This window comes from Corallococcus macrosporus (assembly GCF_017302985.1).
Classification (GTDB): Bacteria; Myxococcota; Myxococcia; order Myxococcales; family Myxococcaceae; genus Corallococcus; species Corallococcus macrosporus_A.
Genome location: NZ_JAFIMU010000013.1, coordinates 76,545 through 100,637 on the forward strand (window position 1 = coordinate 76,545; position 24,093 = coordinate 100,637).

The following is a 24,093-nucleotide window of genomic DNA, read 5'->3' on the forward strand; positions in this document are numbered from 1 at the left end:
GGCTCCAGGGGGCTACTTGCCGCCGGTGATGGCAATGCCTTGCACGATGTAGCGTTGGAACACGACGTAGAGGAGGAGCATGGGGGCGCTGGCGAACACGGCGGACGCCATCAGGAAGCCCAGCCCCTCCGACATCGCGAAGTTGCCCTGCAGCGAGCCCAGTCCGACGCTGAGCGTGTACATCTCCGGCTGTGTCGCGGTGACGACGGGCCAGAGGAAGTCGTTCCACGCGAACAGGAAGGTAAAGATGCCCAACGTCGTCAGCGCGGGGCGCGACAGCGGCAACATCACCGACCAGAAGATCTTGAAGCGGCCCGCGTTGTCGAGCTCCGCGGCCTCCTCCAGCTCGCGGGGAACCGCCTTGAAGAACTGTGTCATCAGGAACACGCCCATGGGCCCCGCCAGGCGCGGAGCGATGAGGGAGAAGTACGTGTTGTGCAGCTCCCAGTCCGCGAACATGGCGTGCAGGGGCACGAGGATGGCCTGCTCGGGCACCATGAGCCCGGCCATCACCAGCAGGAAGACGGCGCGCCGCCCGGGAAAGTCGATGCGGGCGAACGCGTAGCCGGCGAGCGACGACAGCAGCAGCGTGGACACCGTCATGCCCACGGCGACCACCACGCTGTTGAGCAGCCAGCGCGGCGTCAGCGACACCCGCAGCAGCGTGGCGAAGTGCTCCAGGGTTCGCGGCCAGGGGATGATGCCATTCGTGGAGCGCACCAGCTCCTCGTTGGGCTTGAGCGACAGGGTCAGCACCCACAGCATCGGCATCATCCACACGAAGGCGGCGGCCACCACCAGGGCGAGGATGAAGCGGTCCGTCAGGGTCCGGTTCATCGCGTCACTCCCCTTCCTGCCGCGACAAGCGGAACTGCAGCAGCGCCACACCGAACATCAGGACGAACAACACCGTGGAGACGGCGGAGGCGTAGCCGGAGCGCCAGTCGCGGAAGCTCGTCTCGTAGATGAGCTGCACCAGCGGCCGGGTGGAGTTGGCGGGCCCGCCGCGCGTCATCAGCAGCGGCTGGCCGAACACCTGGAGGTGCATCACCGTCTGGAGCACCACCACGAGCAGCGTGGTGCGCGCGAGCGCCGGGAGCGTGATGTGCCGCAGCACCGCCCACCGCGAGGCCTTGTCCAGCCGGGCCGCCTCGTAGACCTCCGGAGGAATCTGCTGGAGACCGGCGAGGAAGAGCGCCATCGGGAGGCCAGCGGTCCACCACAGGGAGGTCACCATCAGCGCCGGCATGGCCCAGTCCTTGTCGGCCAGGAAGGCGATGGGCTGGAGGCCCACCGCGCGCAGGCCGTTGGCGATGAGGCCCCGGTCGGGGTTGAGCACCATGGCCCACACCAGGGTGACGACGGTGACGGAGAAGATGTTGGACGCGAAGAAGACGGCCCGCAGCGCGGCGTAGATGCGCAGCGGCTTCTGGAGCGCCAGGGCCAGCACCAGGCCCAGCAACGTCGCGGCCGGGGCCGTCATGGCGGCGAACTGCAGGGTGCGCTTGAGGGCCTCCCAGAAGTACGGGTCGTCCCACAGCTCCGCGTAGTTCAAGAAGCCGATGTACTCGCGATAGTCCCCGACGATCTCCCAGTCGTGCAGGCTCATCCACAGGCCCAGCGCGAAGGGATAGAGCAGGAAGACGCCGTAGAAGAGGAGGAAGGGCGCCAGGAAGGCGTAGCCGGCGACGGCGTTGCGGCGGTTGGCGCTCGGAGCCTGGGCACTCATGCGGCGCTCGCGGCGGTGGACGGCAGGGCCATTCCATCCGCGCCAAAAAGCCGGCCATGGCCGGGTTCGATCGCCAGCGTCACCGTGTCGCCGAGGCGCACGGCGCTGTCGCCCGCGTCGGTGGCGATGAGCGTGGCCCCATCCGCCCCCACCACGTGCAGCAGCGTTTCGCGCCCCAGCCGTTCAATGGCCCGCGCCTGTCCCCGGAAGACGCCCTCCCCCGACGTCGGCCGGACGTGCTCGGGGCGGACGCCGAAGGTGACGGACGCGCCCGCCGTCAGCGCGCGGCCATCCGCCGCGATCCGGGCCTGGCCGCCCGGCAGGGCGACCTCCACCTGGCCAGGGCTGACGGCCGCCACCCGCGCATCGAGGAGGTTCATCTTGGGGGCGCCCATGAAGCCGGCGACGAAGGTGTTCGCGGGCGAGCGGTAGATCTCCAGCGGCGTGCCCACCTGTTCGATGCGCCCGTCGCGGAAGACGACGATGCGGTCCGCCATCGTCATCGCCTCGACCTGGTCGTGGGTGACGTAGATGGAGGTGGCCTCCAGCCGCTGGTGGAGCTGCACCAACTCCACGCGCATCTGCACCCGCAGCGCCGCGTCCAGGTTGGAGAGCGGCTCGTCGAAGAGGAAGACGTCGGGCCGGCGGACGATGGCGCGGCCGATGGCGATTCTCTGGCGCTGGCCGCCGGACATCTGCGACGGACGGCGGTTGAGCAGGTGTTCGATCTGCAGCGTCTTCGCGGCGGCCGCCACGCGCGCGTCGATTTCAGCGCGCGGCGTGCCGACGTTGCGCAGGCCGAAGGCCATGTTGTCGGCCGCCGTCATGTGCGGATAGAGGGCGTAGTTCTGGAAGACCATGGCGATGCCGCGGTCCCCCGCCGGCGTGTCGTTGACCCGGCGCCCGCCAATGGAAATCTCTCCGCCGCTCACCTGCTCCAGGCCGGCGATCATCCGCAGCAGCGTGGACTTGCCGCACCCCGAGGGGCCGACGAAGACGATGAACTCGCGGTGTCGCAGCTCGAGCGAGACACCATGAATCACCGCCTGCGAGCCATATTGCTTCCGCACATCCCGAAGCAGCACATCCGCCATCGTTCACATTCCTGGGGGCGGCAAACGCCCCTTCACGGCTGGACTGACAAGAAGGATTCAGGACACCACGCGGGGACGCGTCACACGACGCTCGTCCCCTCCGCGGCCTGGCACACGTAGCACTGCGGGGTGTTCCCCGTGGCCTGCGTGTACTTCGCGTGGACGCTCTGGACGAACGCTTCCGCCTGGCCGGGGGCGACGAGCGCCACCGCGCAGCCGCCGAAGCCCGCGCCCGTCATCCGGGCTCCGAAGCAGCCCGGCTCCGCCCGCGCCAGCAGGACGATGGTGTTGAGCGCTTCGTTGGTGACCTCGAAGTCGTCGCGCAGGCTGTCATGGCTTGCGTCCATCAACCGGCCCAGTTGCTGGAGGTCTCCGGCGCGCATTGCGTCGGCGGCCCGCAGGGTGCGGTCGTTCTCCGTGATGACGTGCCGCGCGCGGCGGCGCACCAGCGGGTCCAGCTCCTGCTCCCGCTTCGTGAAGGTCTGCACGTCCACGTCCCGCAGCGCCTTGACGCCGAAGAAGCGCGCGGCGGCCTCGCACTGGCTCCGGCGCTCGTTGTAGGCGGAGTCCACCAGCCCCCGGCGCGTCCCCGTGTCGAGCACGACGACCACGGCGCCCGCGGGAAGGGGCACGGGCTGGAGCGACAGGTCGCGGCAGTCGATGAGCAGCGCGTGGCCCTCGCGTCCGCCCGCGACGATCATCTGGTCCATGATGCCGGTGTGGAGGCCCATCCACTGGTTCTCCACGCGCTGGCCGAGCAGCGCCATGGTGGCGGGCTGCCACGCCAAGCCGCTCACCGTGGCGAAGGCGCGCTCGGTGGCCAGCTCCACGGCGGCGGACGAGGAGAGCCCCGCACCGCGCGGCACGTTCCCGCCCATCACCCCTTCCCAGCCCTTCAGCGTGTGGCCGGCCTCCCGCAGCACCCAGGCGACACCCTTGAGGTATTCCCCCCACTCCGTGCCGACGCGCGACAGCGGCCCGATCTCAAAGGACAGGGACGCGCTGTAGTCGAGCGAGTGGACGACGACGCGGCCGTCCTCGCGCGGACGCAAGGCGATCCACACCTCGCGGTCGATGGCGATGGGGAGCACGAAGCCGTCGTTGTAGTCGGTGTGCTCACCGATGAGGTTGACGCGGCCCGGGGCCCGCACGACGGCGGTGGGGGCCGCGCCGAAGCGCCGGTGGAAGTCCTGCTCGACCTGTTCGCGAAGCGTCATCGATGTGTTTACCAGGGTGGGGGCGCGGCGGAGCTCACGCTCCGGAGACGGAGAAGCGGTAGACGGTGCGCGAGCGGTACTCTTCGCCAGGGCGCAGGATGGTGGAGGGGAAGGCCGGCTGGTTCGGCGAATCCGGCAGGTGCTGGGTCTCCAGCGCGAGGCCGAAGCGGTGGTGGTAGACGGCGCCCCGCTTCCCCTTCAGCGTGCCGTCGAGGAAGTTGCCGGAATAGAACTGCATGCCCGGCTCGGTGGTGTGGACCTCCATCACCCGGCCGGTGCCAGGCTCCAGCACGTGCGCGGCCAGCGTCAGCGCGCCGGGCTGGCCCCCCTTGTCGAGCACGAGGCTGTGGTCATAGCCAATGCCGTTGCGCAGCTGCTCGTCGTCCTGCTGGATGCGCGCGCCAATGGCCGTGGGCCGCCGGAAGTCGAACGGCGTGCCCGCAACGTCGCGCAGCATGCCCAGCGGGATGGACGTCGCGTCAATCGGGACGAAGCGGTCCGCGTTGAACGTGACGACATGGCCCAGGACGTCGCGCCGCCCGTCGCCCGCGAGGTTGAAGTAGCTGTGCTGCGTGAGGTTGACCGGCGTGGGCTTGTCCGTGGTGCCGTGGTAGTCGAAGACGAGCGCGTTGTCGGCGGTCAGCGTGTAGGTCACCCGCGCCGTCAGCGTCCCCGGATAGCCCTCCTCGCCGTCAGGGCTGACGTAGGTGAGGACCAGTCCCATGCCCTGGTCGTTCTCGAAGGGCGCCGCCGTCCACACCACCTTGTCGAAGCCCTTGAGCCCGCCGTGCAGGTGGTTCACCCCGTTGTTCGTCGCCAGCGTGTACTGCCGGCCATCGAGCGTGAAGCGGCCCCGCGCGATGCGGTTGCCATAGCGGCCCACGAGCGCGCCGAAGTACGGGGACTCCGCCACGTAGTCCGCCAGCGCGTCGTAGCCCAGCACCACGTCGTCGAAGCGGCCATCCCGGTCCGGCACACGCAGGCTGAGGATGATGCCGCCGTAGTTGGTGACGCGGGCCTCCATCCCCTGCCGGTTGGTGAGGGTGTAGACATCAACGGGCTGCCCGCCCGGGGCCGTACCGAAGGAACTCCGCTCCACGCGGCCTCCTGCAATGAAGATGGGCGCGCGAGCCTATGTCAGTGCGCGAGCCTCCGCGCCTTGAATCACAAACAAGTGGACCTGGGTACAACCGCGCCCATTTGACGCAGGAAGTCTTACGCGCCCCTCGGGAACTGTGCGCGGCGAAACACTGATAACTCGTCTTGACACCCTCCAGTCCCATAAGGCAGATGCCAACCGAACAAAGCTGGAATGCATGAAATTTTAGGAGAGCACTGGATGCGCTTGAAGAAGCTTCTTCTTTGTCCGACCTCCCTCGCGCTACTGATGCTCTCCACCGCCCCGTCTGGAGCCCTGGCCGCCCAGGCGGATGCGCCCCTGCGGACCGCGGAGGACACGCCGCCCGCTCCTGACGCGGGGACGGCACCGGACGCCGGGACGGTGGTGCAGGCCCCTCCGCAGCAGGCGGACGCGGGCACGTACGCCGAAGCCACCGAGCCCTACGACGTTGGCGCTGACGAGTTCTACGAGGAGGTCGTCGTCGTCGGCCTGCAGCGCAGCATGCAGCAGGCGCAGACCATCAAGCGCGAGTCCGACCAGATTGTCGACACGGTGGTGGCGCAGGACATCGGCAAGCTGCCGGACGTGACGGTCTCCGAGACGGCGGCGCGCATCCCTGGCGTCCAGGTGGACCGCGCCCGCGGCGAGGCGAACGGCCAGGTGCTGGTGCGCGGCCTGCCCGACCTCACGACGACCTACAACGGCCGTGAGATCTTCACCGCCGAGACGCGCAGCGTCGCGCTCGCGGACTTCCCGTCGGGAGGCATCGCGGCGCTGGAGGTCTACAAGACCACGACCGCCGAGCAGGTCGAGGGGGGCCTCGCCGGCCTCATCGACGTGCGCTCGCGCCGGCCGTTCGACTTCGACGGCTTCGAGGTCTCCGGCTCCGTGCGGGGCAGCTACGCCAACCAGTCCGGCCGGTATGATCCGAACGCCAACCTGCTCATCACCGACCGCTTCAAGACCGGTGCGGGCGAGTTCGGCGCGCTGGTCAACTTCTCCTACACCCGCCTCAACTACCTGGACTCCGCGCGCTGGAACACGGGCTTCATCAATCCCGGCGTGGACGCGGTCACGGGCCAGCAGTTCGTCTCTCCGGACGTCGTCGGCATCTTCTACGGCGGAGGCCAGCGCGAGCGGCCGTCCATCAACGGCTCGGTGCAGTGGAAGCCGAACGACAAGCTCGAGTTCTATGTCGACGGACTCTGGCAGGGGTACCGCGACCGGGTGTCGGACCGCCAGCTGGAGATGCGGCTGTGGGGTGATGGCCACCGCTACACCAACGTGACGCTGCGTCCGGGCACGACGGATCAGGCGCAGAGCATGACGGTGGAGAACGCCGCCCGGCCGTTCATGTTCCAGGGCGCCACCACCCGCGAGACGGACACCATCCAGCTCGCCGTCGGTGGCATCTACGAAGCGGGGCCGCTGCGCGTCTCCGCCGACGTCGCGCGGACGAACAGCCGGTTCGACCTGTCGCTCTACAGCTTCGACCAGGAGTTCGCCACCTCCCCCACCTTCGACGTCAACTTCGACGTGCCGCGCGGGCCCGGGGGCATGGAGTTCGCGGTGCGGGACTTCGACCTGACGGATCCCGCCAACTACCGCTACGTCGGCTTCTTCGACCGCTCCTACGTCGCGGCGGGTGACGACTGGCAGGCCCGTGCGGACGCCGACCTGAAGACGGGCCTCTCCGTCATCCCCAAGCTGGAGTTCGGCCTCCGGGCCACGACGCGCGACGCCTACCAGGAGAACGGGCAGCGCTACTGCGCCGACGATGACGGCGGCAACCCCGGCGCGCCCTGCGGCCTGGCGGCCGGGACGCCGCTGTCCGAGATGCCGGTGGACCTGCATGTGTTCCGCCCCGGCTTCCGCGGCGGCGGCGACATCCAGGGCCAGCGCACCTGGGTGGTGCCCACCTATGACAGCCTCCGCAACAACGTGGAGCAGCTGCGCGCCATCCAGGGCTTCAACCCGGGCGACCCCGAGCGGCTGCGCATCTTCGATGCGAGCGAGCAGACCTACGCGGGGTACGGACAGGGCCGCTACGACTTCAAGGTCGGCAGCGTGCGGGTGGACGGCGTCGTCGGCGCCCGCATCGTGAACACGCAGACCGAGGTCAGCATCACGCCGGTGGGCGGTGCCCTCCAGAAGGGCAGCGGCAGCTACACCGACCTGCTCCCCAACGCCACCGCGCGCGTCCGCTTCATCCCGGACCTGCACCTGCGTCTGTCCGCCAACCAGACCCGCACGCGGCCGGGCTTCGACCAACTGCGCCCCGAGACGCTCGGCTCGCCCCCGCCCTGTCTGTCCGAGCCGAACCCGCCGCCGGGCTGTCAGATCACCGGCAGCGGCGGCAACCCGGACCTCAAGCCCGTGCGCTCGAACAACTTCGACGCGTCGCTGGAGTACTACTTCCTGCAGACCGGCATGGCGTCACTCGCCCTGTTCCACCGTGACATCAAGGGCTTCATCACGAACCTGGACGTGACGCGGGACGACCCCACCTACGGCGAGGGCCGGGTGCGCGTGAACATCCCGGTGAACGGCGGCGAGGGCAGCCTCCAGGGCTTCGAGGCGTCGCTCGGCACCTTCTTCGACTTCCTCCCGGAGGGCTGGCTGAAGGGCTTCGGCGCCTACGCCAACCTCACGTACCTGGACGACGAGCAGGCCTTCCCCACGGGCTTCAACCTGGCGCTGGGCGAGACGGGCCGCATCCCCGGCGTGTCCAAGTGGTCCTACAACCTCGTCGCCATGTACGAGCGCGACGGGCTCTCCGCGCGGCTGGCGTACAACCGCCGCTCGCGGTGGATCACCAGCTACGTCCAGAACCCCGACGGCGACGGCTTCACCGGCGAGTACGTGGACGGCGTCGCGCGGCTCGACTTCTCGGCGAGCTACGCGCCCTGGACGTCGAAGCCGCTGGACGGCCTCTCCTTCACGTTCGACGCGTCCAACATCCTCGGCAATCCCTACCGGAGCTTCCGGCAGTTCACGCCCGAGGGTGACACCTACCCTCGCGACGTGCGCTACGAGGAGAGCATCTTCGCGCTGGGCCTGCGCTTCCGCATCTAGCGCAGGCGGGGCCGCGCTGGGGCCTCTGGAGCCTCAGCGCGGCGCGAGCGGGGTGATGCGGGGCACGCTGTCCTGCCACGTCAGCTGGGCGATGTGCATGAAGCGGCCCTGCTTCGCGGGAGCGCACGACGGGGTCGCCGACCAGGAGTGGAAGGCGATCAGGTCCTGGCCGCCGGCCTGGAACACGGTCTGATGACCGGGCCCGCTGAGGCAGGGCTGGGACGTGCTGGCGAGGAACGGATTGGTGGGCGCATCCACGCAGGGGCCCAGCGGTCCCTCGCAGGTGGCGTAGCCGATGGCATAGCTCGACACGCGCTCGGAGTCCTGCCAGCCATAGTCACCGGCGGAGAAGAACAGCACGTAGGCGCCGCCCCGCTCCACCATGGTGGGCGCCTCCACCACGTGCCGCTCCCAGGGTTTGTCATTGCGCACGAGCGACACGGGCTCGCCTACGAGGCTGAGTCCGTCAGGGGACAGCCGCTGGGCGAAGAGCTCCGTCGGCTTGTTGAAGGCGGAGTGGTTCCCGTCATTCTTGAAGTACAGGTAGAGCTGCCCGTCCGGGGCCCGGAAGGGGCTCGCGTCGATGGTGCCACCGAGCGCCTGCTGACAGACGAGGGGCTCTGTCGCCTCCGACGTGAAGGGCCCGAGCGGATCCTGGCTGGTCGCGGCGCCAATGCACTGCAGGCCGCTGGCCGCGTGGCGCGCGGTGAAATAGAGCACGAAGCCGGCGTCGGTCTTCAGCACCTCGGGGGCCCAGGTGAAGCCTTCCTTCGCCCAGGGGGGCAGGACCGGCATGGCGTCGTGCTTGCGCCCGGACGCGCCCTCCTCCGTGAGCAGCCGCCAGTTCATCAGGTCGGTGGAGGCCGCCATCTGCACGTTGGCGCCGTCATTCGTCGCATAGGCCAGATAGCGCCCGTCGTGCTCGAGGATGAACGGGTCCGGGAAGTTGGCCCGGAACACGGGCGCGAAGGGGACGTCGGCCCGTGGGGGCGTCTCGCTCTTCGTGGCACAGCCATTCAGGACCAGGGCCGCGGTGAGAAGGCCGCGAAACGATGCGCTACCGATGCCGGACAAGGAAGGTCTCCTGACGCCCTCGCCCGGGGTGGGCGCGGACTGAAAGTCATCCGCTGGAAGGGTAGCAGTCGTCACCACGGTCGTGGAGTCACGCCGTGATATCCAACCGTCCCATGTCGATCCGTTATCGCAATCCTGTTCATCCCACCTATTTCGCGGACCCGTTCGTGTTGCGCACGGGGAGTGGATACGTCGCCTATGGCACCGGGAAGGTCGTCGATGGACGCCCCTTCGAGGTGCTCACCTCCCCTGACCTCGTGCACTGGACCTCGGTGGGCGGCGCACTCGAGCCGCTGCCGCCCGAGCAGGGCACGGACTACTGGGCGCCGGAGGTCGCGGAGCACGAGGGGCGCTGGTGGATGTATTACTCGGTGGGGTTCGAGGACCGGGGCCATCACCTGCGCGTCGCGGTCGCGGACACGCCCACGGGCCCTTTCCGGGACCAGGGCGTCAACCTGACCCCGAACGAGCGGTTCGCCATCGACGCCTCGCCGTTCCGGGATGACGACGGGACCTGGTACCTCTTCCACGCCCGGGACGTGCTGGAGGGAGCACGCGTCGGAACGATGCTCGCGGTCGACGTGCTCGACGGGATGACGGCCCTGCGCGGGGGACCGCGCACGATGCTCACGCCGTCGGATGACTGGCAGATCTACCAGCGTCAGCGCCCGATGTACGGCCAGGTCTACGACTGGCACACGCTGGAGGGGCCGTCCGTCGTGAAACGGCACGGGCGGTACTGGTGCTTCTACTCGGGAGGCTCCTGGCTCACTCCGTCGTATGGCGTCGCGTATGCCGTCGCCGACCACCCGCTCGGCCCGTGGACGGAGCCCAAGGGCGTACCGCCGCTGCTGCGCACGGTCCCCGGTCGCGTCATCGGGCCCGGGCACAACAGCGTCGTCGTCGGGCCAGACGGCCAGGACGTGATGGTCTACCACGCGTGGGACGTGGGCCAGACGGCACGGCGGATGTGCATCGACCCCATCGTGTGGACGCCGGAAGGTCCGCGGGTGCTCGGCCCGACGGATGACGACATCGAGCTGCCAAGGCGTTGAAGCAAAGACAGAATCACAACCAGCGACACCCACCCAGAAGGGTAGAAAACATGCGTGGCAGGCCGTCTTCATTCCGAAGTTGGAGCCAGAGGAGCGCAATGCTCCTGATGCTCGCAGTGCTGAGTGCCACGGCGTGCAAGAACGACCCGGTGAAGCCGCCAGGCGAGCCGGTGGTGGAAGAACCGCCGCCGCCCCCTCCTCCGCCGCCCCCTCCCCCACCGCCCCCGCCGCCCGGGCCCGTCACGAAGAGCTTCACCAATCCCTTGCGGATCGCGGCCCCCGAGGGTGGGCGTGTCGAGACGTGCGCGGACCCCACGATCATCCGCGGTCAGCAGCAGGGCGACGCGGGCTGGTACATGTACTGTACGACCGACCCCCTCAACGATCAGGACAAGGACTCGGCGGGCCGCTACAGAAGGCACCTGATCCCCACCCTCCAATCCTATGACCTGGTGAGCTGGACCTACGTCGGAGACGCGTTCTCCGCGCCTCCGGCCTGGGCAAAGCCGGAGACGGCGCTCTGGGCGCCTGAAATCACCTTCTTCGGCGGTAAATACTATCTGTATTACACGGTGGTGGACACGCGGGCCGGCGGCAGCGCCATTGGCGTGGCCACGAGCGCCAGCCCGATGGGGCCCTGGACCCATGCCGACCAGGCCACCGTGGAGCCCCATGACGCGCCCTGCTGCAAGGGCGAGCGCCGGTGGGTGTTCGATCCCGAGGTGATCATCGCCGCCGACGGTGCCAGGTATATCTATTACGGGAGCTATTTCGGCGGCATCTCCGTGCGCCAGCTCTCGGAGGATGGCCTGACTTCGGTTGCCGCCTCGCAGGTGGAGGTCACCATCCCCAACCGTTACGAGGCCGCCAACGTCATCAAGCACGGGGACTACTATTATCTGCTTGGCTCCTCGACGAACTGCTGCAACGGGCCGCTCAGCGGCTACAGCGTGTTCGCCGGGCGCTCCCTGAGTCCGCTGGGTCCCTTCGTGGATCGCGAGGGTGTCCCGCTGACCGCGGGCCGCGTGGGTGGCACCCCGGTGCTCAGCCTCAATGGCAACCGCTGGGTGGGCCCGGGCCACAACACGTTCCTCACGGACCTGGGCGGCCAGGACTGGATTCTCTATCACGCCATTGACACCGCGAATCCCTACATGGCTCCGACAGAGAATGGCGATCTGCTCCCCAGGCGCCCGGTGTTGATGGATGCGCTGGACTGGGTGGACGAATGGCCCGTGGCGCGCGGCGGCCAGGGGCCCTCGGACACCGAGCAGCCCGCGCCAGCGGGCGAGGCGGAGAACACGAAGAGCCGCTACACGATGGTGCCGGCGAAGCAGGACGAGCCCGGCGCGCTCATCCCCGCGGCCTCGGATGAGTTCACCGGCACGGTGCTCGGCGGGCAGTGGACCTGGGTGCGCCCGCCTCCTCCGTCCGACTTCGCGCTGGAGGATGGCACCTTCCGCTTCAACACCCAGGCGGCCGACCTCTTCGAGGATGTCGACAACGCCTCCATCCTCTGGGAGCAGGCCCCCGCCGGAAACTACCTGGTCGAGACGAAGCTCAAGATGAACCTGCCTCCGGAGGGCTGCTGCCACAACTACGTCCAGGCGGGCCTCGTCCTCCACAGCGACGAGGACAACTACGTGAAGCTCGTTCAGTTCTCGTACTGGGATACGCGCCAGGTCGCCTTCGCGAAGGAAGTGGGCCCGGGCGTGCCCGCGCGCTACCCGCGCTACGGCGAGACCGCGGGAGGCCCGGCCGATGAGACGCTGTGGCTGCGGGTGGCCCGGCGCATCGTGGGGCAGGAGGAGTCCTTCACCGCGTACTCCAGCCGGGACGGCAGCCACTGGAGCCGCGCGGGGACGTGGGCGCACAAGCTGGGAACAGGGGCGCGCATCGGCCTGGTGTCCCAGGCGGGAGCTGGCTTCGTCGCCAACTTCGACCATGTCCGCGTCTACGAACTGAAGGACTGAGCCGTCACCCGCGCGAGCGGCGAGCTCCCCCACGCGGGGGCTCGCCTCTCGGTGGTTTTCCAGGAAGCTTCCGGACTCAGAAGGCGGCAGCGCCCGCGTCGTCGGCGCCCGCATCCGCGACACCGGCATCCGCGGTGCCCGCGTCCGGCGTCCCCGCGTCAGGCTCGCGCACCGACTTCTTCGTGCAGGTCCCTTTGCAGTCATTCCCCCGGCACCTGAGCTGGGTGCAACCGTTGCCGAAGAGTTCGCAGCCCTGCGGCGGTTCACAAGTGGAGTCACCCGTACAGCTTCCCGTACATTCAACAATCACTTGCGCCGCGGCTGTGGCCTCCACCTGGAATCGCCGGGACGAAATCCGCTTCCCGTCCACATTCCGCACCGTGATCGGACCCAAGGGCGTCAATCTCGCGCCCTCAAGACTTCGCGCGACCTCGGGTTCGGTCAAATCGACATTCCTGCAATTCGTTTCCGCCTGTGTTTGGGGCTCGGTTTCGCGAGGGACGCCCCGCTCGTCTCCACAACCGAGCAGCGTGGCGACCATCAACCCTGCGACCCATCCACGGATGCCTGCATGCTTTTGCGATTTCATCTGTCAGTGCCCCTCGCGGTGAAATCACGAATCTATCCGGGGAGGGTGGCGGCGCGTGGCCCGCCCCCCTGATGACCGGACTCATCAGCCCGTGACGGCAGTCACCAGGTCCAGCCCCGGGAACGGAGGCCAGGTCACAAGCGAGTCCAAGAAAATCAATGGGTTGGGCATGCAATGGGGCTTCGGTGGGGGTGGCACGCCCGCTGCTATGGGTGGACTCAACGCAGAACGCGGCTCCCACCCTCTTCCTCCGAAACGAGCTCCCCCATGAAGATCTCCTCCCGCGGCTCCTCCACCAACGCCATCCGCCGTCCCCCCGCGCAGGACCTCCCGTCTTCCAAGCCGAGCACCCCCAACGCCTCCCAGAAGCCGGACGCCACCAAGCCGTCCACGCCCAACGCGCCGAACGCCACCCAGAAGCCGGACGCCACCAAGCCCTCCACGCCGAACGCTCCGAACGCGCCCCAGAAGCCTGACTCCAGGTTCTCCAAGTCCTCGCTGCTCGACGCCGCCACCGCGTTGCCGGACCTCGCCTCGCCCTTCCTGGCCGGCGCCGGCCAGGTGTCGGACCTTGCCTCGTCCTTCCAGGCCGGCGCCGGCCAGCTGCCGGGCGCCATGCCCTTCTCGCCCTCGCTGCCTGGCGGCGCCCAGCTGCCTGGCTCCACGGCCTCCTCGCCCCTGATGCAGTCGCTCCAGACGGACGGCTTCTCGCCGGCCGGTGGCAGCAAGACCGAGAGCCTCGGCAAGCTGCTGGAGGGCGTCGTCTCGGTCATCAGCAGCCTCACCGAGCTGGTGCAGGCCGCGACCCAGGGCGTGCAGGCCGTCAGCCAGGGCGTGCAGGGCGTGGCCCAGGGCGTGACGGGTGTCGTCGGCGCCGTTGGCACCGCGGGCAGCTCGCTGCTGGGCGGCGCGCTCGGCCAGGGTAGCGCGGATCCCACGGCCAACATGAACCAGGCCCCGACCATCGAGTAGCTTTGGGCGAGGCGCCAAACTCTTTCTGGATGGGAATAGACGGGGCGGGCAATACAGACGGTGAAGCTCCATGTCAGTCAGGGCAAGCCAACGCGTTTGGCAATGCCCTGTCCAGGAGCGCCAGGATGTTCCGCAATCGTTTGCAAGCCCTGTCTTCCCTTTCGCTTCTCCTCGCCGTGGCGGGAGGCGCGACGTCCGCCGAGGCCGCGACCACCGGCACGGTCACCGTGCTGTTCAAGAACACCGGCGTGGGGAAGTTTGGCCCGTCTGATCAGGTGTATGTCTATGCGGACGCGGACTTCCACTCCTACGACAAGACCCTGTACGGGCCCACGACGACCGTAGGCCCGGGGCAGACGTTCACGGTCCAGTTCAGCGGCCTCTACGTGTGGAGCGGTTTCCAGGGCATCTACCGCTTCGAGGTCCGGTACCCGGACACGACCCCCACCACGACCACGGTCATCTCGGGCCTCAAGTTCACGGGCACGGGGAACTGGTTCGTCTCCACGCTGGGCGTGACGTCCTACAACCCGGGCGCGGCCTATGCCCTGCCCATCGCCAACCAGGCGCCGCCCGCGCCCACGCTGACCTACTGCTACCCGGACCATCCGGACCGGACGACCATGCTCTACACGGCGTGGTCACTGCCTCCCCGACCGACCGAACTACAACCCGGACCCCGGCCGTGCCCCCGGCAGCACGTACCAGTACCGGGTGGCCCTCTACGATCGCTATGACGCGGGCTCCTACAGCAACGTGAAGCAGTGCACCCCCCTGACCGGTGACTCCGACCTGGATGGGTATGTGTCGACCAGCTACGGCGGCGACGACTGCAACGACAACGACGCCAGCATCCACCCGGGAGCCACCGAGACGCCGGGAGACGGCATCGACCAGGATTGCGACGGCTCCGACCTGCCCGCCGTCGTGGATTCGGATGGTGATGGCGTCGCGGACGACGTCGACAACTGCCCCGCCGTGCCCAATCCCGACCAGACCGACACAGACCAGGACGGGGTGGGCGACGCCTGCACGTAGACCCGGCCTGAAGAGAACCCACGCCGGAGGCCTTCAGCCGAGTTCGGAGCACTGAACGCTCCGGACAGGCCACGGGTCGAACAGAGCGCTCAGCGTGCCCTCGGAACCCACGCGCCGTGAAAGCCGGCTGGCACCCGACGCGGCAGGTGAACGGTCGCGACGGGCTCCTCGTGGATCGCGCGCGCGTCGAGGATGACGAGGTCGCTGGAGTCCGTCGCCGCGCGATACACCATCACCATCAGCCAGCCGTCGTCCTCGTCGACGCCTCCCGGGCGCGGCACGAAAACGGGCTCGCTGTTCTGGTCACCGGCCGGCACCGCGTAGCGCGTCGTCGCGCCCCGCTCGACATCGAAGCGGACCACACCGCGCATTTCAGCGGAGGTCGGCTGCTCGGTCGCATACAGGTAACGGTACCGGCGCCCGGTACGGCTCTCGTTGATGCGCGGCAGTTCGAGTCCGCCATCGGTGAGCGGCCCTTCGTCGACCCGGCCGTTCGCCGTATCGATCACGTAGCGCCACAGCATGGCGACAGGATTGTCGGCGAGCCTGCCCGTGCTCGCGTCGAGCCGCAGGTACCACGGGTAGCGGATCGCATCGAGCACGACACACGCTTCGTCGCGGTCATACGCGTTGACGACGTGCAGGATGAAGCAAGGCTCGATGCCAAACCAGCGCACGTCGCCGCCGTGCCTCGGAATCACGCCGATGCGCGCCGGCCGGTCGTCGTACCAGCGCAACGGCATCCGGTGGCCCTGCTTCAGCATCGAGAAGTCGTACCCGACGTTCAGGTCGAGCAGCAGGCTGCGGGTCGCGGTGATCGCGAGGTCGTGCATCATTGACGGCGCCGGCACGTCGACGACGACGTCGACGCGCTGCACGCCCTGCGCGTCCGCGACGCCATAGCGCAGCCACGGTGCGCGCCAGTCCGCGCGAAACGAGATGAGCTCGCCCGTCAGCGGATCGACCTTCGGATGCGCGGTCATCCCGCCACCGCCCCCTGCGTGCCGTCGGGGTACGCCGAGCGAATCGAGCTCGGCGGTAATCGCGAGCGGCGCCCCACCCTCCGCCAACGCCAGCAATTCGCCCGCGTGCAGCACCACGTTCACGTTCGGGTTGGTGTCAGTCAGATGCGGCGCCTGCTCGGGCGCGTACACGTCAGCCCACCGGCGCGTGCGCGCCCAGCGGTTCCGGTAGCGGGCCGCGCGGCCGTCCTCGAATGAGATCGCGTGCAGCATCGCCGCTTCCGGCCACCACGCCAGCACGTCGTTGCCCTCGAAGCGGCCGCGCAGGGGGTTCGGCCCGTTGCGCAGCAGCGTTCCGTCGAGTCCGCGCGGGAGGTCCCCCGTGACACGCAGTTCGACGAAGTCGATCTCGTCGGCAACCGGAGCGCCCGCGCCACGGCTCAAATCGAATGCGGTCATGACATCACTCCTGTGAGTGCCCCTGCCCGGGCAGGAATCAGAATGACGCCATTTCTATCCGGGTATAAATGCCCCGTCAATATCACCCGGGTAAAACCCAGACCCAGCGACCGGGAAGCTGCTGCTGGAGGGCCAGTGAAGGCAACCCTGCATCGTTTTCCCTGTCGTGGACTTCTCCCCAGGCAAACTGAAGCGGAGGAATCACTTGACGAAGAATTCCATGCCCCTGGTACGCGGCGCGCTTGCACTGACCTTGGTCTGCGGAGGCTGCGGCGACACGCCAGACGCGGCGCGTGGGGCGCGCAGGCGTCCATCCAGTTCGTCTATCGCCCGGATCAGGACGCGAACTGCACCAACACGAATGGGAACGTCGTCTTCAACGTCGCCCCCTTCACCAGCACGACCACCCTCGCGTCGGCCTTCGTACCCCGCAGTGCTCGCGATCGGCGCACGCTCTACATCTCGAACATGGCGTTCGTCAGCGGCACTGGCTGGCCCCTGCTGTCAGGCCTCCTGGCGCACGAGCTGGGGCATACGCTCGGCTTCGTTCACGAGTTCGTCCGGACCGGCACGTGCGCCGACGACTTCGGCGGATTCTGGCTCGCCGTCACGCCCTACGATGCCGGCTCCATGTCATCGCCTCGCCGCAGGGGCAGGTGCTGTGGAGCACGGGGACGGCGGGGTAACGAGACGGCCATGTGGCCTCTTGGGCCATGTATTCATTTCATCGAACTGAATGGAGTTCGGATGTGAGCCAACGCAAAGGGGCCTCCCTGCCCAGCACGAGGAAGGGGGCCCAGTAGTGCGGATGGGGCCGGGCGGCCCGGAGCTTGCGCATGGCCTCGCGCAGCGCGGCGGCCCTCCCCTGCCCCGCCAGCAGGTTACGGTAGTAGGCCTCCATCAATGCGCTCGTCGTCTGGTCATCCACCTTCCACAGGCTGGTGACCACGGTCTCGGCGCCGGCCACGAGGAAGGCCCGCCGCAGCCCATACACGCCCTGCCCCCGGCGGACGTCGCCCCGGCCGGTGTCGCAGGCGGAGAGGACCACCAACTGTGTGCCCCACAGGTCCAGCCCCGCCAACTCCAGCGCCGTCACCAGCGCGCTATCAGGTGGAGCCCCCGAGGTACTTGCCATGGCGGGCGTCCGCGCATTCGCGCCCGCGAAGAGCAGGCCCGCCCGCAGCAGGGGATCCGGCGCGCGGGAAGCGAGCGCGTTCTCCCCCAGCGCGCCGAAGTGGGCGACGGCGCGGGAGCCGACGGCAGCGACGTCGTCATCCAGGAAGAAGCCGTGAGTGGCCAGGTGGAGGATGCCGGGACGGGTCAGGTGCAGCAGCCGCTCCTTGGTCGCCTCCGGCCCCAGGAAGAGCTGGGCCTGCGGGAACAGGCGCTGGATGGCCTCCGCCTCCTGCCGGGATCCTGGCAAGGGGACGAGGTTCCAGTCCCGGCTCGCCAGTTCCTGACTCCGCGACGAGAAGGAGCGCTCGGCTCGCTCCGGAATCCCCACCGCGACCGCGGCAGGCACCGGGAGCGGCGTGTTGAATGCAGGGTCCGCCAGGACGACCACGGAAGAAGCCGGCTGGAGCTGCTGGAGCCGGGACAGCAGATCCTTGCCGGAGGTGAGATAGGTGAAGTCATAGGCGTCCACGAGGAACCGCTCGCCGTCGTGCAGGGCGGCGAAGGGGACCAGGGACAGCTGCCCATCCGGTGAAAGGAAGAGACGGTGGGCCTTCCCCAACAACGCAAGCAGCGGCTGGAACGCGAGCCGGTAGAGCGCCTGGGCGTGGGACTGGAAGGCGGCATCCCGGCTGGCCAGGGCGTCCCGCAGCCGTGAGGCGGCTGCTTCGAGGGGGCCGGCGGGGCCCAGGTCGACGGCGCGAAGGCTCGCGTCGGGCAGGAGCACCAGCGCCAGGCACCGCAGCTGGGAACCGGGAGCACCGGCCCCTGGCACGAGGGGGCGGTCCTCGTAGGTGAGGAACTCCACCAGGGCGCCGTCCCCAGGGAGGGCCGCGGCGACGCGGTCGACGATGTCGGCGGGAGCGGGCAGCGCGGCCAGCGTGCGCAGCGGAGCCGAGCGCCGGGCGAGGGTGGCTTCGAGAGCATCCCCCTGCTCCGCGAGGGCCTGAAGCTGCTGCTGATACGCCCTCAGGGAGAGCGTGCCGGGCCCGTGCAGTGAGAGGCTCGCCAGTTGGGTACGCAGTCCGCGCAACTGCTTGAAGGTGCCGCGCTCCTCCGCGCCCAGGCTCCGGTAGACCGCGCGGGAGATGTCGGCGGTCTCCTCGACGGAGCGCCCCTTGAGGAGCAGCGCGGCGCTCAGGGCCAGGCGCCGGACGTCGGCGGACTCCGGGTGCGCGCGCAGCAGTGCATAGAGGCGCTCCTCGTCGGTGCGCAGCAACTGGAGGAAGCTGGCGAGCCGCGCTTCGGAGAAATCCAGCGCCTCCTTGCGAAGGCGCTGCTCGGACACGACGAAGGCGCGCGTGAACAACGGAACGGCCGCGTCCAGGCGGTGTTGAGCCAGCTGGAGGACGGCCAGGCTGTTGAGCGAAGCGGCGAGGTCCGGATGGTTCTTGCCGAGCACCGACTCCCGGATGGCAAGCGCGCGTCGGTAGAGCGGCTCGGCCCGGCTGTACCGCCCCTGGTCCCGGTAGAGGGTGGCCAGGTTGTTCAGCGAACCGGCGACATCGGGATGATGGGGGCCGAAGGCGTCCTCCCAAATCGAGAGGGCTCGCAGGTAGAGCCGCTCCGCCGGGTCGTCCTGTCCCTGGTTCCGATGGAGGGTGGCCAGGTTGTTCAGCAAGGCCGCGATATGGGGATGCCGCTTGCCGAGTGTCCCCTCGCAGATGGCCAGCGCGCGCACGTACAGCGGCTCCGCCTGGCCATGCCTCCCCTGGGCGAGGTAGAGGCTGGCGAGGTTGTTGAGCAGTGCGGCGAGTTCGAGAGGGCTCTTGCCAGGGGCCGCTTCCCGTATGGCCAGCGCGCGCACGAACAGCGGCTCCGCCCGGCCGTACAAGCCCTGGTCCTGGTAGAGGGTGGCCAGGTTGCTGAGCGATGCCGCGACGCTGGGATGGTTCCTGCCAAGCGTCGTCTCCCGAATGGCAAGCGCGCGCACGTACAGTGGCTCCGCCTGACCGTACAAGCCCTGGTCCTGGTAGAGGGTGGCCAGGTTGCTGAGCGATGCCGCGACGTGCGGGTGGCTCCCACCGAGGGCCGCTTCCCGGAGGGCCAGCGCGCGCACATACAGCGGCTCCGCCTGGCCGTACAATCCCTGCTGCCGGTAGAGCAGCGCCAGATTGTTGAGAGAATCCGCGAAGGCGGGGTGGTCCTTGCCGAACGTCTCCTCCCAGAGACCGAGCGCGCGCACGTAGAGCGGTTCCGCCCGACTGTACAATCCCTGCTCTTGATAGAGATTGGCGAGATTGTCGAGGGACTCGGCGACGGCAGTCCGGTTCCTGCCAAGGACCTTGTCCTGAGGAGCGAACCCCGGCTCCTGGTAGAATTCGACAGTGCTGGACAGTTGTTGGTTCCCGAAAGGAGCAATCAGGGACTGCTCGAACTGGATTGATTCGGTCATCCCGCCAGTGTGAATGGCCGCGACCTCGAACCTGGACTCATTCGCGTGGAGCTGCGGGGCCCGGCTGTATGACTCCAGGGCCGTGGAGTGGCCGAGGGCGTAGCGCGAGCCAGCGGTTTCCAGAAGGGTCGCTTCTCGAATGGCAAGCCCGCGTCGTAGCAGGGGCTCCGCCCGGCCGAAGTCTCCCTGGAGTTGGTAGAACACGCCGAGCCGGTTCAAACAGTCGGCGACTTCGGGATGCATGCTCCCGAGCACCGCCTCTTGCAGCACGAGTGCATGTTCGCCCTGCGCCAGGGCCTCCGCGTACCTGCCCGCGCCGTAGAGCTCCAGCATCCGGACATAGGCCTTCCGAGCCTCGCTCAGCCGTGCCTCTTGCTGCCCCCCTTCCGCAGGCATTCTCGCGGCACAGCCCAGGGCCAGCACCACCATCCATCCGACAATCCACCGCATGTCGCCCCCGTTAGGTCCTGAAAGGGGGCCATGACCCTCCCCCTCCAGTCCAGGAGCCGGGGACCAGGAAAGTCATGCGGAAAACCCAAGCGGGACGAGCCCGCCTGCTACCGGGCCCTAGATGGCGGGGCTGGCGAGCGTGAACGGATCGGGGACGACGCCACGGATCGCCTCGGCGAGCTTGGGCCCGAGCTGCGACCGCTCGGTGTCGTCGAACGGCTGCAGGGCACTGCGCATCCGCTGGTAGAGCGCGATGAAGTAGAACGGAGACCGACCATTGAAGTTCATGCCGCTGCGGCGGCGACTCATCAGGTGTGCTTCGTACCGCATGGGCTCGAAGAACGACATCCGGGTCGCCAGCTCGATGCACATCGCCTCTTCGCGTCGGGGATGAACCGCCGCGAGCAGGAGCAGCATCGCGACCGGATCGTCGCTCGTCAGCCAGGCGGCCGTGACCGTAGGGCGTTCGACGCCGAGGTCCTGCGGCGATGCCCATTCGTGGGCGCGGCGATGCACTTCCGCCATCAGGTCCGTGAGCGTGCGCTGCGTCGTCATGCGCCGATAGTACGGCATCGCGCGGTGTGCAGCTGGTAACGACAAGTCCAAGGTCGACTCCATCGCCTATTCGGCGGGATTCACCAGGGTCCTCCCAGGTTCCCTGGAGAACTCCAGATGCGGATGACGTCCTCGCGCACGGTCATCCAGCGGTTCCGGTAGACCTCCTTCGAGGAGAGTGTCTCGATGGCCATGGGCTTGTCCCTCCTGGGGGTTGGAGACGAATGACCCGCTCGGCGACGGCGAGGTTGATGACCCAGCCGGCGCCCAGCAGCAGCGCCCTGGCGAGCTCGCCGGGCGTTCCGGCGATGAGGAACCAGGGCACGGTGACCAGCACCTGCGTGCCCGCGCCCACACCGACAGCGTAGCCTCGAATCATCCAGGCCCGGTGGCCCACAACGTCCCGCCGCCGGAGCGCGGTCAGCCCCAGGACAAGGGACAGGACCATCGCCGAGCCGAACAGGAGCCGCAGGCCGTCGAGGAGCTCACCGTCACCTTCGGCGCGCGGATAGAACAGCGTCATCCACAAGCCCGAGAGCCCGGCCACGAGGCCGCACGCGACCAGGAGCCGCCCGGCGACGCGGTGCCAGCCGGGCCGCCGACGGCGGAAGTCCGGGGCGAACTGGAAGGCACCCAGCACGCAATACACGCTGGCGCAGAGGACGTGCAGCACCACCGGCAGGGGCGATGCGAAGAACCGCGCATTGTGCGGCGTGAGCTCAGCGCCGCCCGCCAGCTCGGTCAGACGGCCGGCGCCGGCCAGGATGGGTACGAGCGAGAGCGCGACCAGCGCAGCGGACACGAGCCGCTCGGCCTTGGGGGTAGAGGTCATGGGCGAACAGATAGCCCTCTGTGCCCCTGTCGTAATTGACTGAGTTCCTTCTACTGATATGCACAAATGCATGGATTGGCGGTCGGTCAAGTTCGACTGGAATCGAGCGCGGGCTTTTCTGGTCACCGCGGAGGAGGGCTCGCTCACGGCGGCGGCGCGTGCGCTCGGAATGGCGCAGCCGACACTCGGGCGTCAGGTGAGCGCGCTCGAGGACGAGCTGGGCGTGGTCCTGTTCGAGCGTGTGGGACGGAGCCTCTCTCTGACGCCGAGCGGGCGCGAGCTGCTCGACCACGTTCGAGCCATGGGCGACGCCGCGGGACGCGTCTCGCTCGTGGCCGGCGGACAGTCGCAGAGCATCACCGGGCTGGTCCGCATCTCGGCCAACGAGATCTACTCGGCGTTCCTGCTGCCACCCATCGTGGAGAAGCTCCGGCGTGAAGCGCCGGGCGTCGAAATCGAGCTTGTCGCAACCAACACCGCGGTCGATCTGCGCAGGCGGGAGGCGGACATCGCCCTCCGGAACTTCCGCCCCACCCAGCCCGACCTCATCGCCACGAGGCTCAGGGACGACCCGATGCGGCTGTATGCCGCGACCGGCTACCTTGCGAGCATCGGCAACCCACGGACGCCGAAGGCACTGAGCCGCGCCGACTTCATCGGGCTTGGCGGAACGGACGCCATGCTCCACGGGCTGAACGGGCTGGGCTTGAGCCTGACGCAACGGAACTTCCCGGTGCTGACGGGGAACCACCTCGTGCACTGGGAGATGGTCAAGCGGGGCATCGGCGTGGGCGTCGCTCCCGAGCGCGTGGGCGACACCGAGCCGCGGGTCCGGCGGGCCCTCCCCAGCCTCACCCCGTTGCTCCTTCCCATCTGGCTGACGACCCACCGCGAGCTGAACACCAGCAAGCGCATCCGGCGGGTGTTCGATCTGCTCGCGACCGAACTCGGGAGGTGAGTGACGGCGGCGCCTGTGGAGCCCGGCGCGGGCGGTGACGGACGCCACCGCCCGCTTCGATCCTTCAGGGACTACTGGACGGTGTACGCCACCGTGCCGCTGCAGCTCCCGGTGTTGTAGCAGCCGGCGCGGATCTGGTACGTGCCCGCCGTCGTGGCCTTGAAGCTCGCGAAGGACAGCGTGCCGCAGGCGTCGTCGTTGAAGGCCACCTGGGTGGAGCCGTTGTACAGGCGCAGGTACGTGTCACCCGTGCCGGAGGCGCCCGCCACCGAGCAGGTGCCGAACTTGAGGGTCTGCCCGGCGGCCAGGGTGACGTTCCGGTTGACGGTGTTCTGGTTGGCGCTGTTGGTGTTGGTGGCAGTGAAGGTGAACGTCACCGGCGTCGGGGGCGGCGGGTAGCCCGCGCACAGGCGCGTGCTGGTCGCCACGCCGCAGTACTCGTCGATGGCCGGCCGGACGTAGGTGATGTCCTCGCCGCGGCAGCCCGTCTCCGTGCAGGTGTTGACGACGTTGCAGCTCCCGCTGGCCTTGTAGTCGGTTTCGCCGCGCACCAGGATGCCGGCCACCGTGTAGCCGTTGTTCTCATACACGCCCGAGCCCGAGTTGCCGCCGAACGTGTCCGTGGTGCCCACGAAGTAGTCCAGCGTGCCCGCGCGCGCGTCACGCACCGAGCCGCCCGAATCGATCTTGAAGGGGATGCCGCTGCCCGAGCCGATGACCGTCACGTTGGTGCCCACGGGCAGCGCGGCATTGCCCGCGCGAATGGGGGCGGGCGTGAAGCGCGGGGTGGCCGGCCGGTCCAGCCGGACGACGGCGAAGTCCAGGTTGCGGCCGCCCACCGTGCCCTGCTGGCGCGCGACGATCTCCTTGCAGGAGAAGATGTCCGCGGTCGTCACCGTCTGCAGGGTGCCGGCGGCGGTGCGGTAGAAGTTGAAGACGAAGCGCGTGCTGGTGCAGGCCGACGCGCTGGTGATGCAGTGGCCCGCCGTGAGCACCAGGTCATCGTCGATGAGCGTGCCGGAGCAGAAGGCCGGAGTCGGGTCGTCCAGGAAGCGCTCGGAGGTGCAGAGGTTGTACGCGGAGCGCAGCGTGGAGGCGTTGAAGGTGACGTTGTTGATGTTGGTCGCGTTGAAGTCCGAAGGGTTCATCAGCGCGACGGTGGACTGCTGAGCACGGGCGCGCAGCGTGGCGTTCGCGTGCGCGTACACGTCCGTGCGGTTGTCGGTCCCGTAGACGACGGGCTGCTTTTCCGTGCCCAGGGGAGTGGTGTCGGTGGGCTCGGCCTCCGGGGCCGGACCACAGGCCACGAGGGACAGGGTACACAGCAGCGTTCCGAGCAGCGTCCTACGGCTGGAAGTCCGGGGGCTTCGCAT

The 24,093-nt window shown here is 68.6% G+C and carries 18 protein-coding genes; 7 read left to right on the forward strand and 11 right to left on the reverse strand.

Annotated features, from left to right (window positions below; genetic code table 11):
- Nucleotides 1-12: 12 nt before the first annotated feature.
- The 5 genes from JYK02_RS34615 to JYK02_RS34635 all read right to left on the reverse strand — a co-directional run bounded on the left by JYK02_RS34615 (nucleotide 13) and on the right by JYK02_RS34635 (nucleotide 5,139).
- Nucleotides 13-837 (reverse strand): carbohydrate ABC transporter permease, encoded by an 825-nt coding sequence (locus tag JYK02_RS34615; RefSeq protein WP_207057201.1) that lies wholly within the window; start codon nucleotides 835-837, stop codon nucleotides 13-15.
- A gap of 4 nt (nucleotides 838-841) precedes the next feature.
- Nucleotides 842-1,729: a carbohydrate ABC transporter permease gene (locus tag JYK02_RS34620; protein ID WP_242589545.1), complete on the reverse strand. Its 888-nt coding sequence runs from the start codon at nucleotides 1,727-1,729 to the stop codon at nucleotides 842-844.
- Complete coding sequence (locus JYK02_RS34625; protein ID WP_207057202.1) at nucleotides 1,726-2,823, reverse strand: ABC transporter ATP-binding protein; 1,098 nt, start codon at nucleotides 2,821-2,823, stop codon at nucleotides 1,726-1,728. The genes JYK02_RS34620 and JYK02_RS34625 overlap by 4 nt, the downstream gene beginning before the upstream one ends.
- Before the next feature lie 80 nt (nucleotides 2,824-2,903).
- Nucleotides 2,904-4,040 carry a galactokinase gene (gene galK, locus JYK02_RS34630; RefSeq protein WP_207057203.1) on the reverse strand — a complete coding sequence of 379 codons (1,137 nt, stop codon included), beginning with the start codon at nucleotides 4,038-4,040 and terminating at the stop codon, nucleotides 2,904-2,906.
- 34 nt (nucleotides 4,041-4,074) lie between these two features.
- On the reverse strand, nucleotides 4,075-5,139 hold the full coding sequence (locus tag JYK02_RS34635) for a galactose-1-epimerase (protein ID WP_207057204.1): 1,065 nt from the start codon (nucleotides 5,137-5,139) through the stop codon (nucleotides 4,075-4,077).
- 288 nt (nucleotides 5,140-5,427) lie between these two features.
- Between JYK02_RS34635 and JYK02_RS34640 the strand changes: the two genes are divergently transcribed.
- Complete coding sequence (locus tag JYK02_RS34640) at nucleotides 5,428-8,235, forward strand: TonB-dependent receptor (protein WP_207057205.1); 2,808 nt, start codon at nucleotides 5,428-5,430, stop codon at nucleotides 8,233-8,235.
- A 33-nt stretch (nucleotides 8,236-8,268) separates the two neighbouring features.
- Here the strand turns inward: JYK02_RS34640 and JYK02_RS34645 are convergent, their stop codons facing one another.
- Nucleotides 8,269-9,309, reverse strand: a complete 1,041-nt coding sequence (locus JYK02_RS34645; RefSeq protein WP_207057206.1) for a glycoside hydrolase family 43 protein — start codon at nucleotides 9,307-9,309, stop codon at nucleotides 8,269-8,271.
- A 113-nt stretch (nucleotides 9,310-9,422) separates the two neighbouring features.
- Between JYK02_RS34645 and JYK02_RS34650 the strand changes: the two genes are divergently transcribed.
- From JYK02_RS34650 to JYK02_RS40165, 5 genes are all read left to right on the forward strand, one after another.
- Nucleotides 9,423-10,364, forward strand: coding sequence for a glycoside hydrolase family 43 protein (locus JYK02_RS34650; RefSeq protein WP_207057207.1), 942 nt, complete (start codon nucleotides 9,423-9,425; stop codon nucleotides 10,362-10,364).
- A 107-nt stretch (nucleotides 10,365-10,471) separates the two neighbouring features.
- Entirely contained in the window at nucleotides 10,472-12,337 is a 1,866-nt protein-coding gene (locus JYK02_RS34655; RefSeq protein ID WP_242589546.1) for a family 43 glycosylhydrolase, read from the forward strand.
- 856 nt (nucleotides 12,338-13,193) lie between these two features.
- Complete coding sequence (locus JYK02_RS34660) at nucleotides 13,194-13,898, forward strand: hypothetical protein (protein WP_207057209.1); 705 nt, start codon at nucleotides 13,194-13,196, stop codon at nucleotides 13,896-13,898.
- Nucleotides 13,899-14,023: 125 nt separating this feature from the next.
- Entirely contained in the window at nucleotides 14,024-14,635 is a 612-nt protein-coding gene (locus JYK02_RS40160) for a hypothetical protein (protein WP_242589547.1), read from the forward strand.
- Nucleotides 14,613-14,936 carry a putative metal-binding motif-containing protein gene (locus tag JYK02_RS40165; protein ID WP_347402651.1) on the forward strand — a complete coding sequence of 108 codons (324 nt, stop codon included), beginning with the start codon at nucleotides 14,613-14,615 and terminating at the stop codon, nucleotides 14,934-14,936. Before JYK02_RS40160 ends, JYK02_RS40165 begins: the two co-directional genes overlap by 23 nt.
- 89 nt (nucleotides 14,937-15,025) lie before the next feature.
- Here the strand turns inward: JYK02_RS40165 and JYK02_RS34670 are convergent, their stop codons facing one another.
- From JYK02_RS34670 to JYK02_RS34685, 4 genes are all read right to left on the reverse strand, one after another.
- Nucleotides 15,026-16,357 (reverse strand): carotenoid oxygenase family protein, encoded by a 1,332-nt coding sequence (locus tag JYK02_RS34670; RefSeq protein WP_207057210.1) that lies wholly within the window; start codon nucleotides 16,355-16,357, stop codon nucleotides 15,026-15,028.
- A 724-nt stretch (nucleotides 16,358-17,081) separates the two neighbouring features.
- Nucleotides 17,082-20,354, reverse strand: coding sequence for a CHAT domain-containing tetratricopeptide repeat protein (locus JYK02_RS34675; RefSeq protein ID WP_242589548.1), 3,273 nt, complete (start codon nucleotides 20,352-20,354; stop codon nucleotides 17,082-17,084).
- A 138-nt stretch (nucleotides 20,355-20,492) separates the two neighbouring features.
- Complete coding sequence (locus JYK02_RS34680; protein WP_207057212.1) at nucleotides 20,493-20,930, reverse strand: hypothetical protein; 438 nt, start codon at nucleotides 20,928-20,930, stop codon at nucleotides 20,493-20,495.
- A 142-nt stretch (nucleotides 20,931-21,072) separates the two neighbouring features.
- Nucleotides 21,073-21,762 (reverse strand): DUF2306 domain-containing protein, encoded by a 690-nt coding sequence (locus tag JYK02_RS34685; protein WP_207057213.1) that lies wholly within the window; start codon nucleotides 21,760-21,762, stop codon nucleotides 21,073-21,075.
- A 70-nt stretch (nucleotides 21,763-21,832) separates the two neighbouring features.
- Between JYK02_RS34685 and JYK02_RS34690 the strand changes: the two genes are divergently transcribed.
- Nucleotides 21,833-22,720, forward strand: a complete 888-nt coding sequence (locus JYK02_RS34690; RefSeq protein WP_207057214.1) for a LysR family transcriptional regulator — start codon at nucleotides 21,833-21,835, stop codon at nucleotides 22,718-22,720.
- 71 nt (nucleotides 22,721-22,791) lie between these two features.
- Here JYK02_RS34690 and JYK02_RS34695 read toward each other — a convergent pair whose 3' ends face one another.
- The gene (locus JYK02_RS34695; RefSeq protein WP_207057215.1) at nucleotides 22,792-24,093 is read right to left on the reverse strand and encodes a trypsin-like serine peptidase; all 1,302 of its coding nucleotides are present in this window, start codon (nucleotides 24,091-24,093) and stop codon (nucleotides 22,792-22,794) included.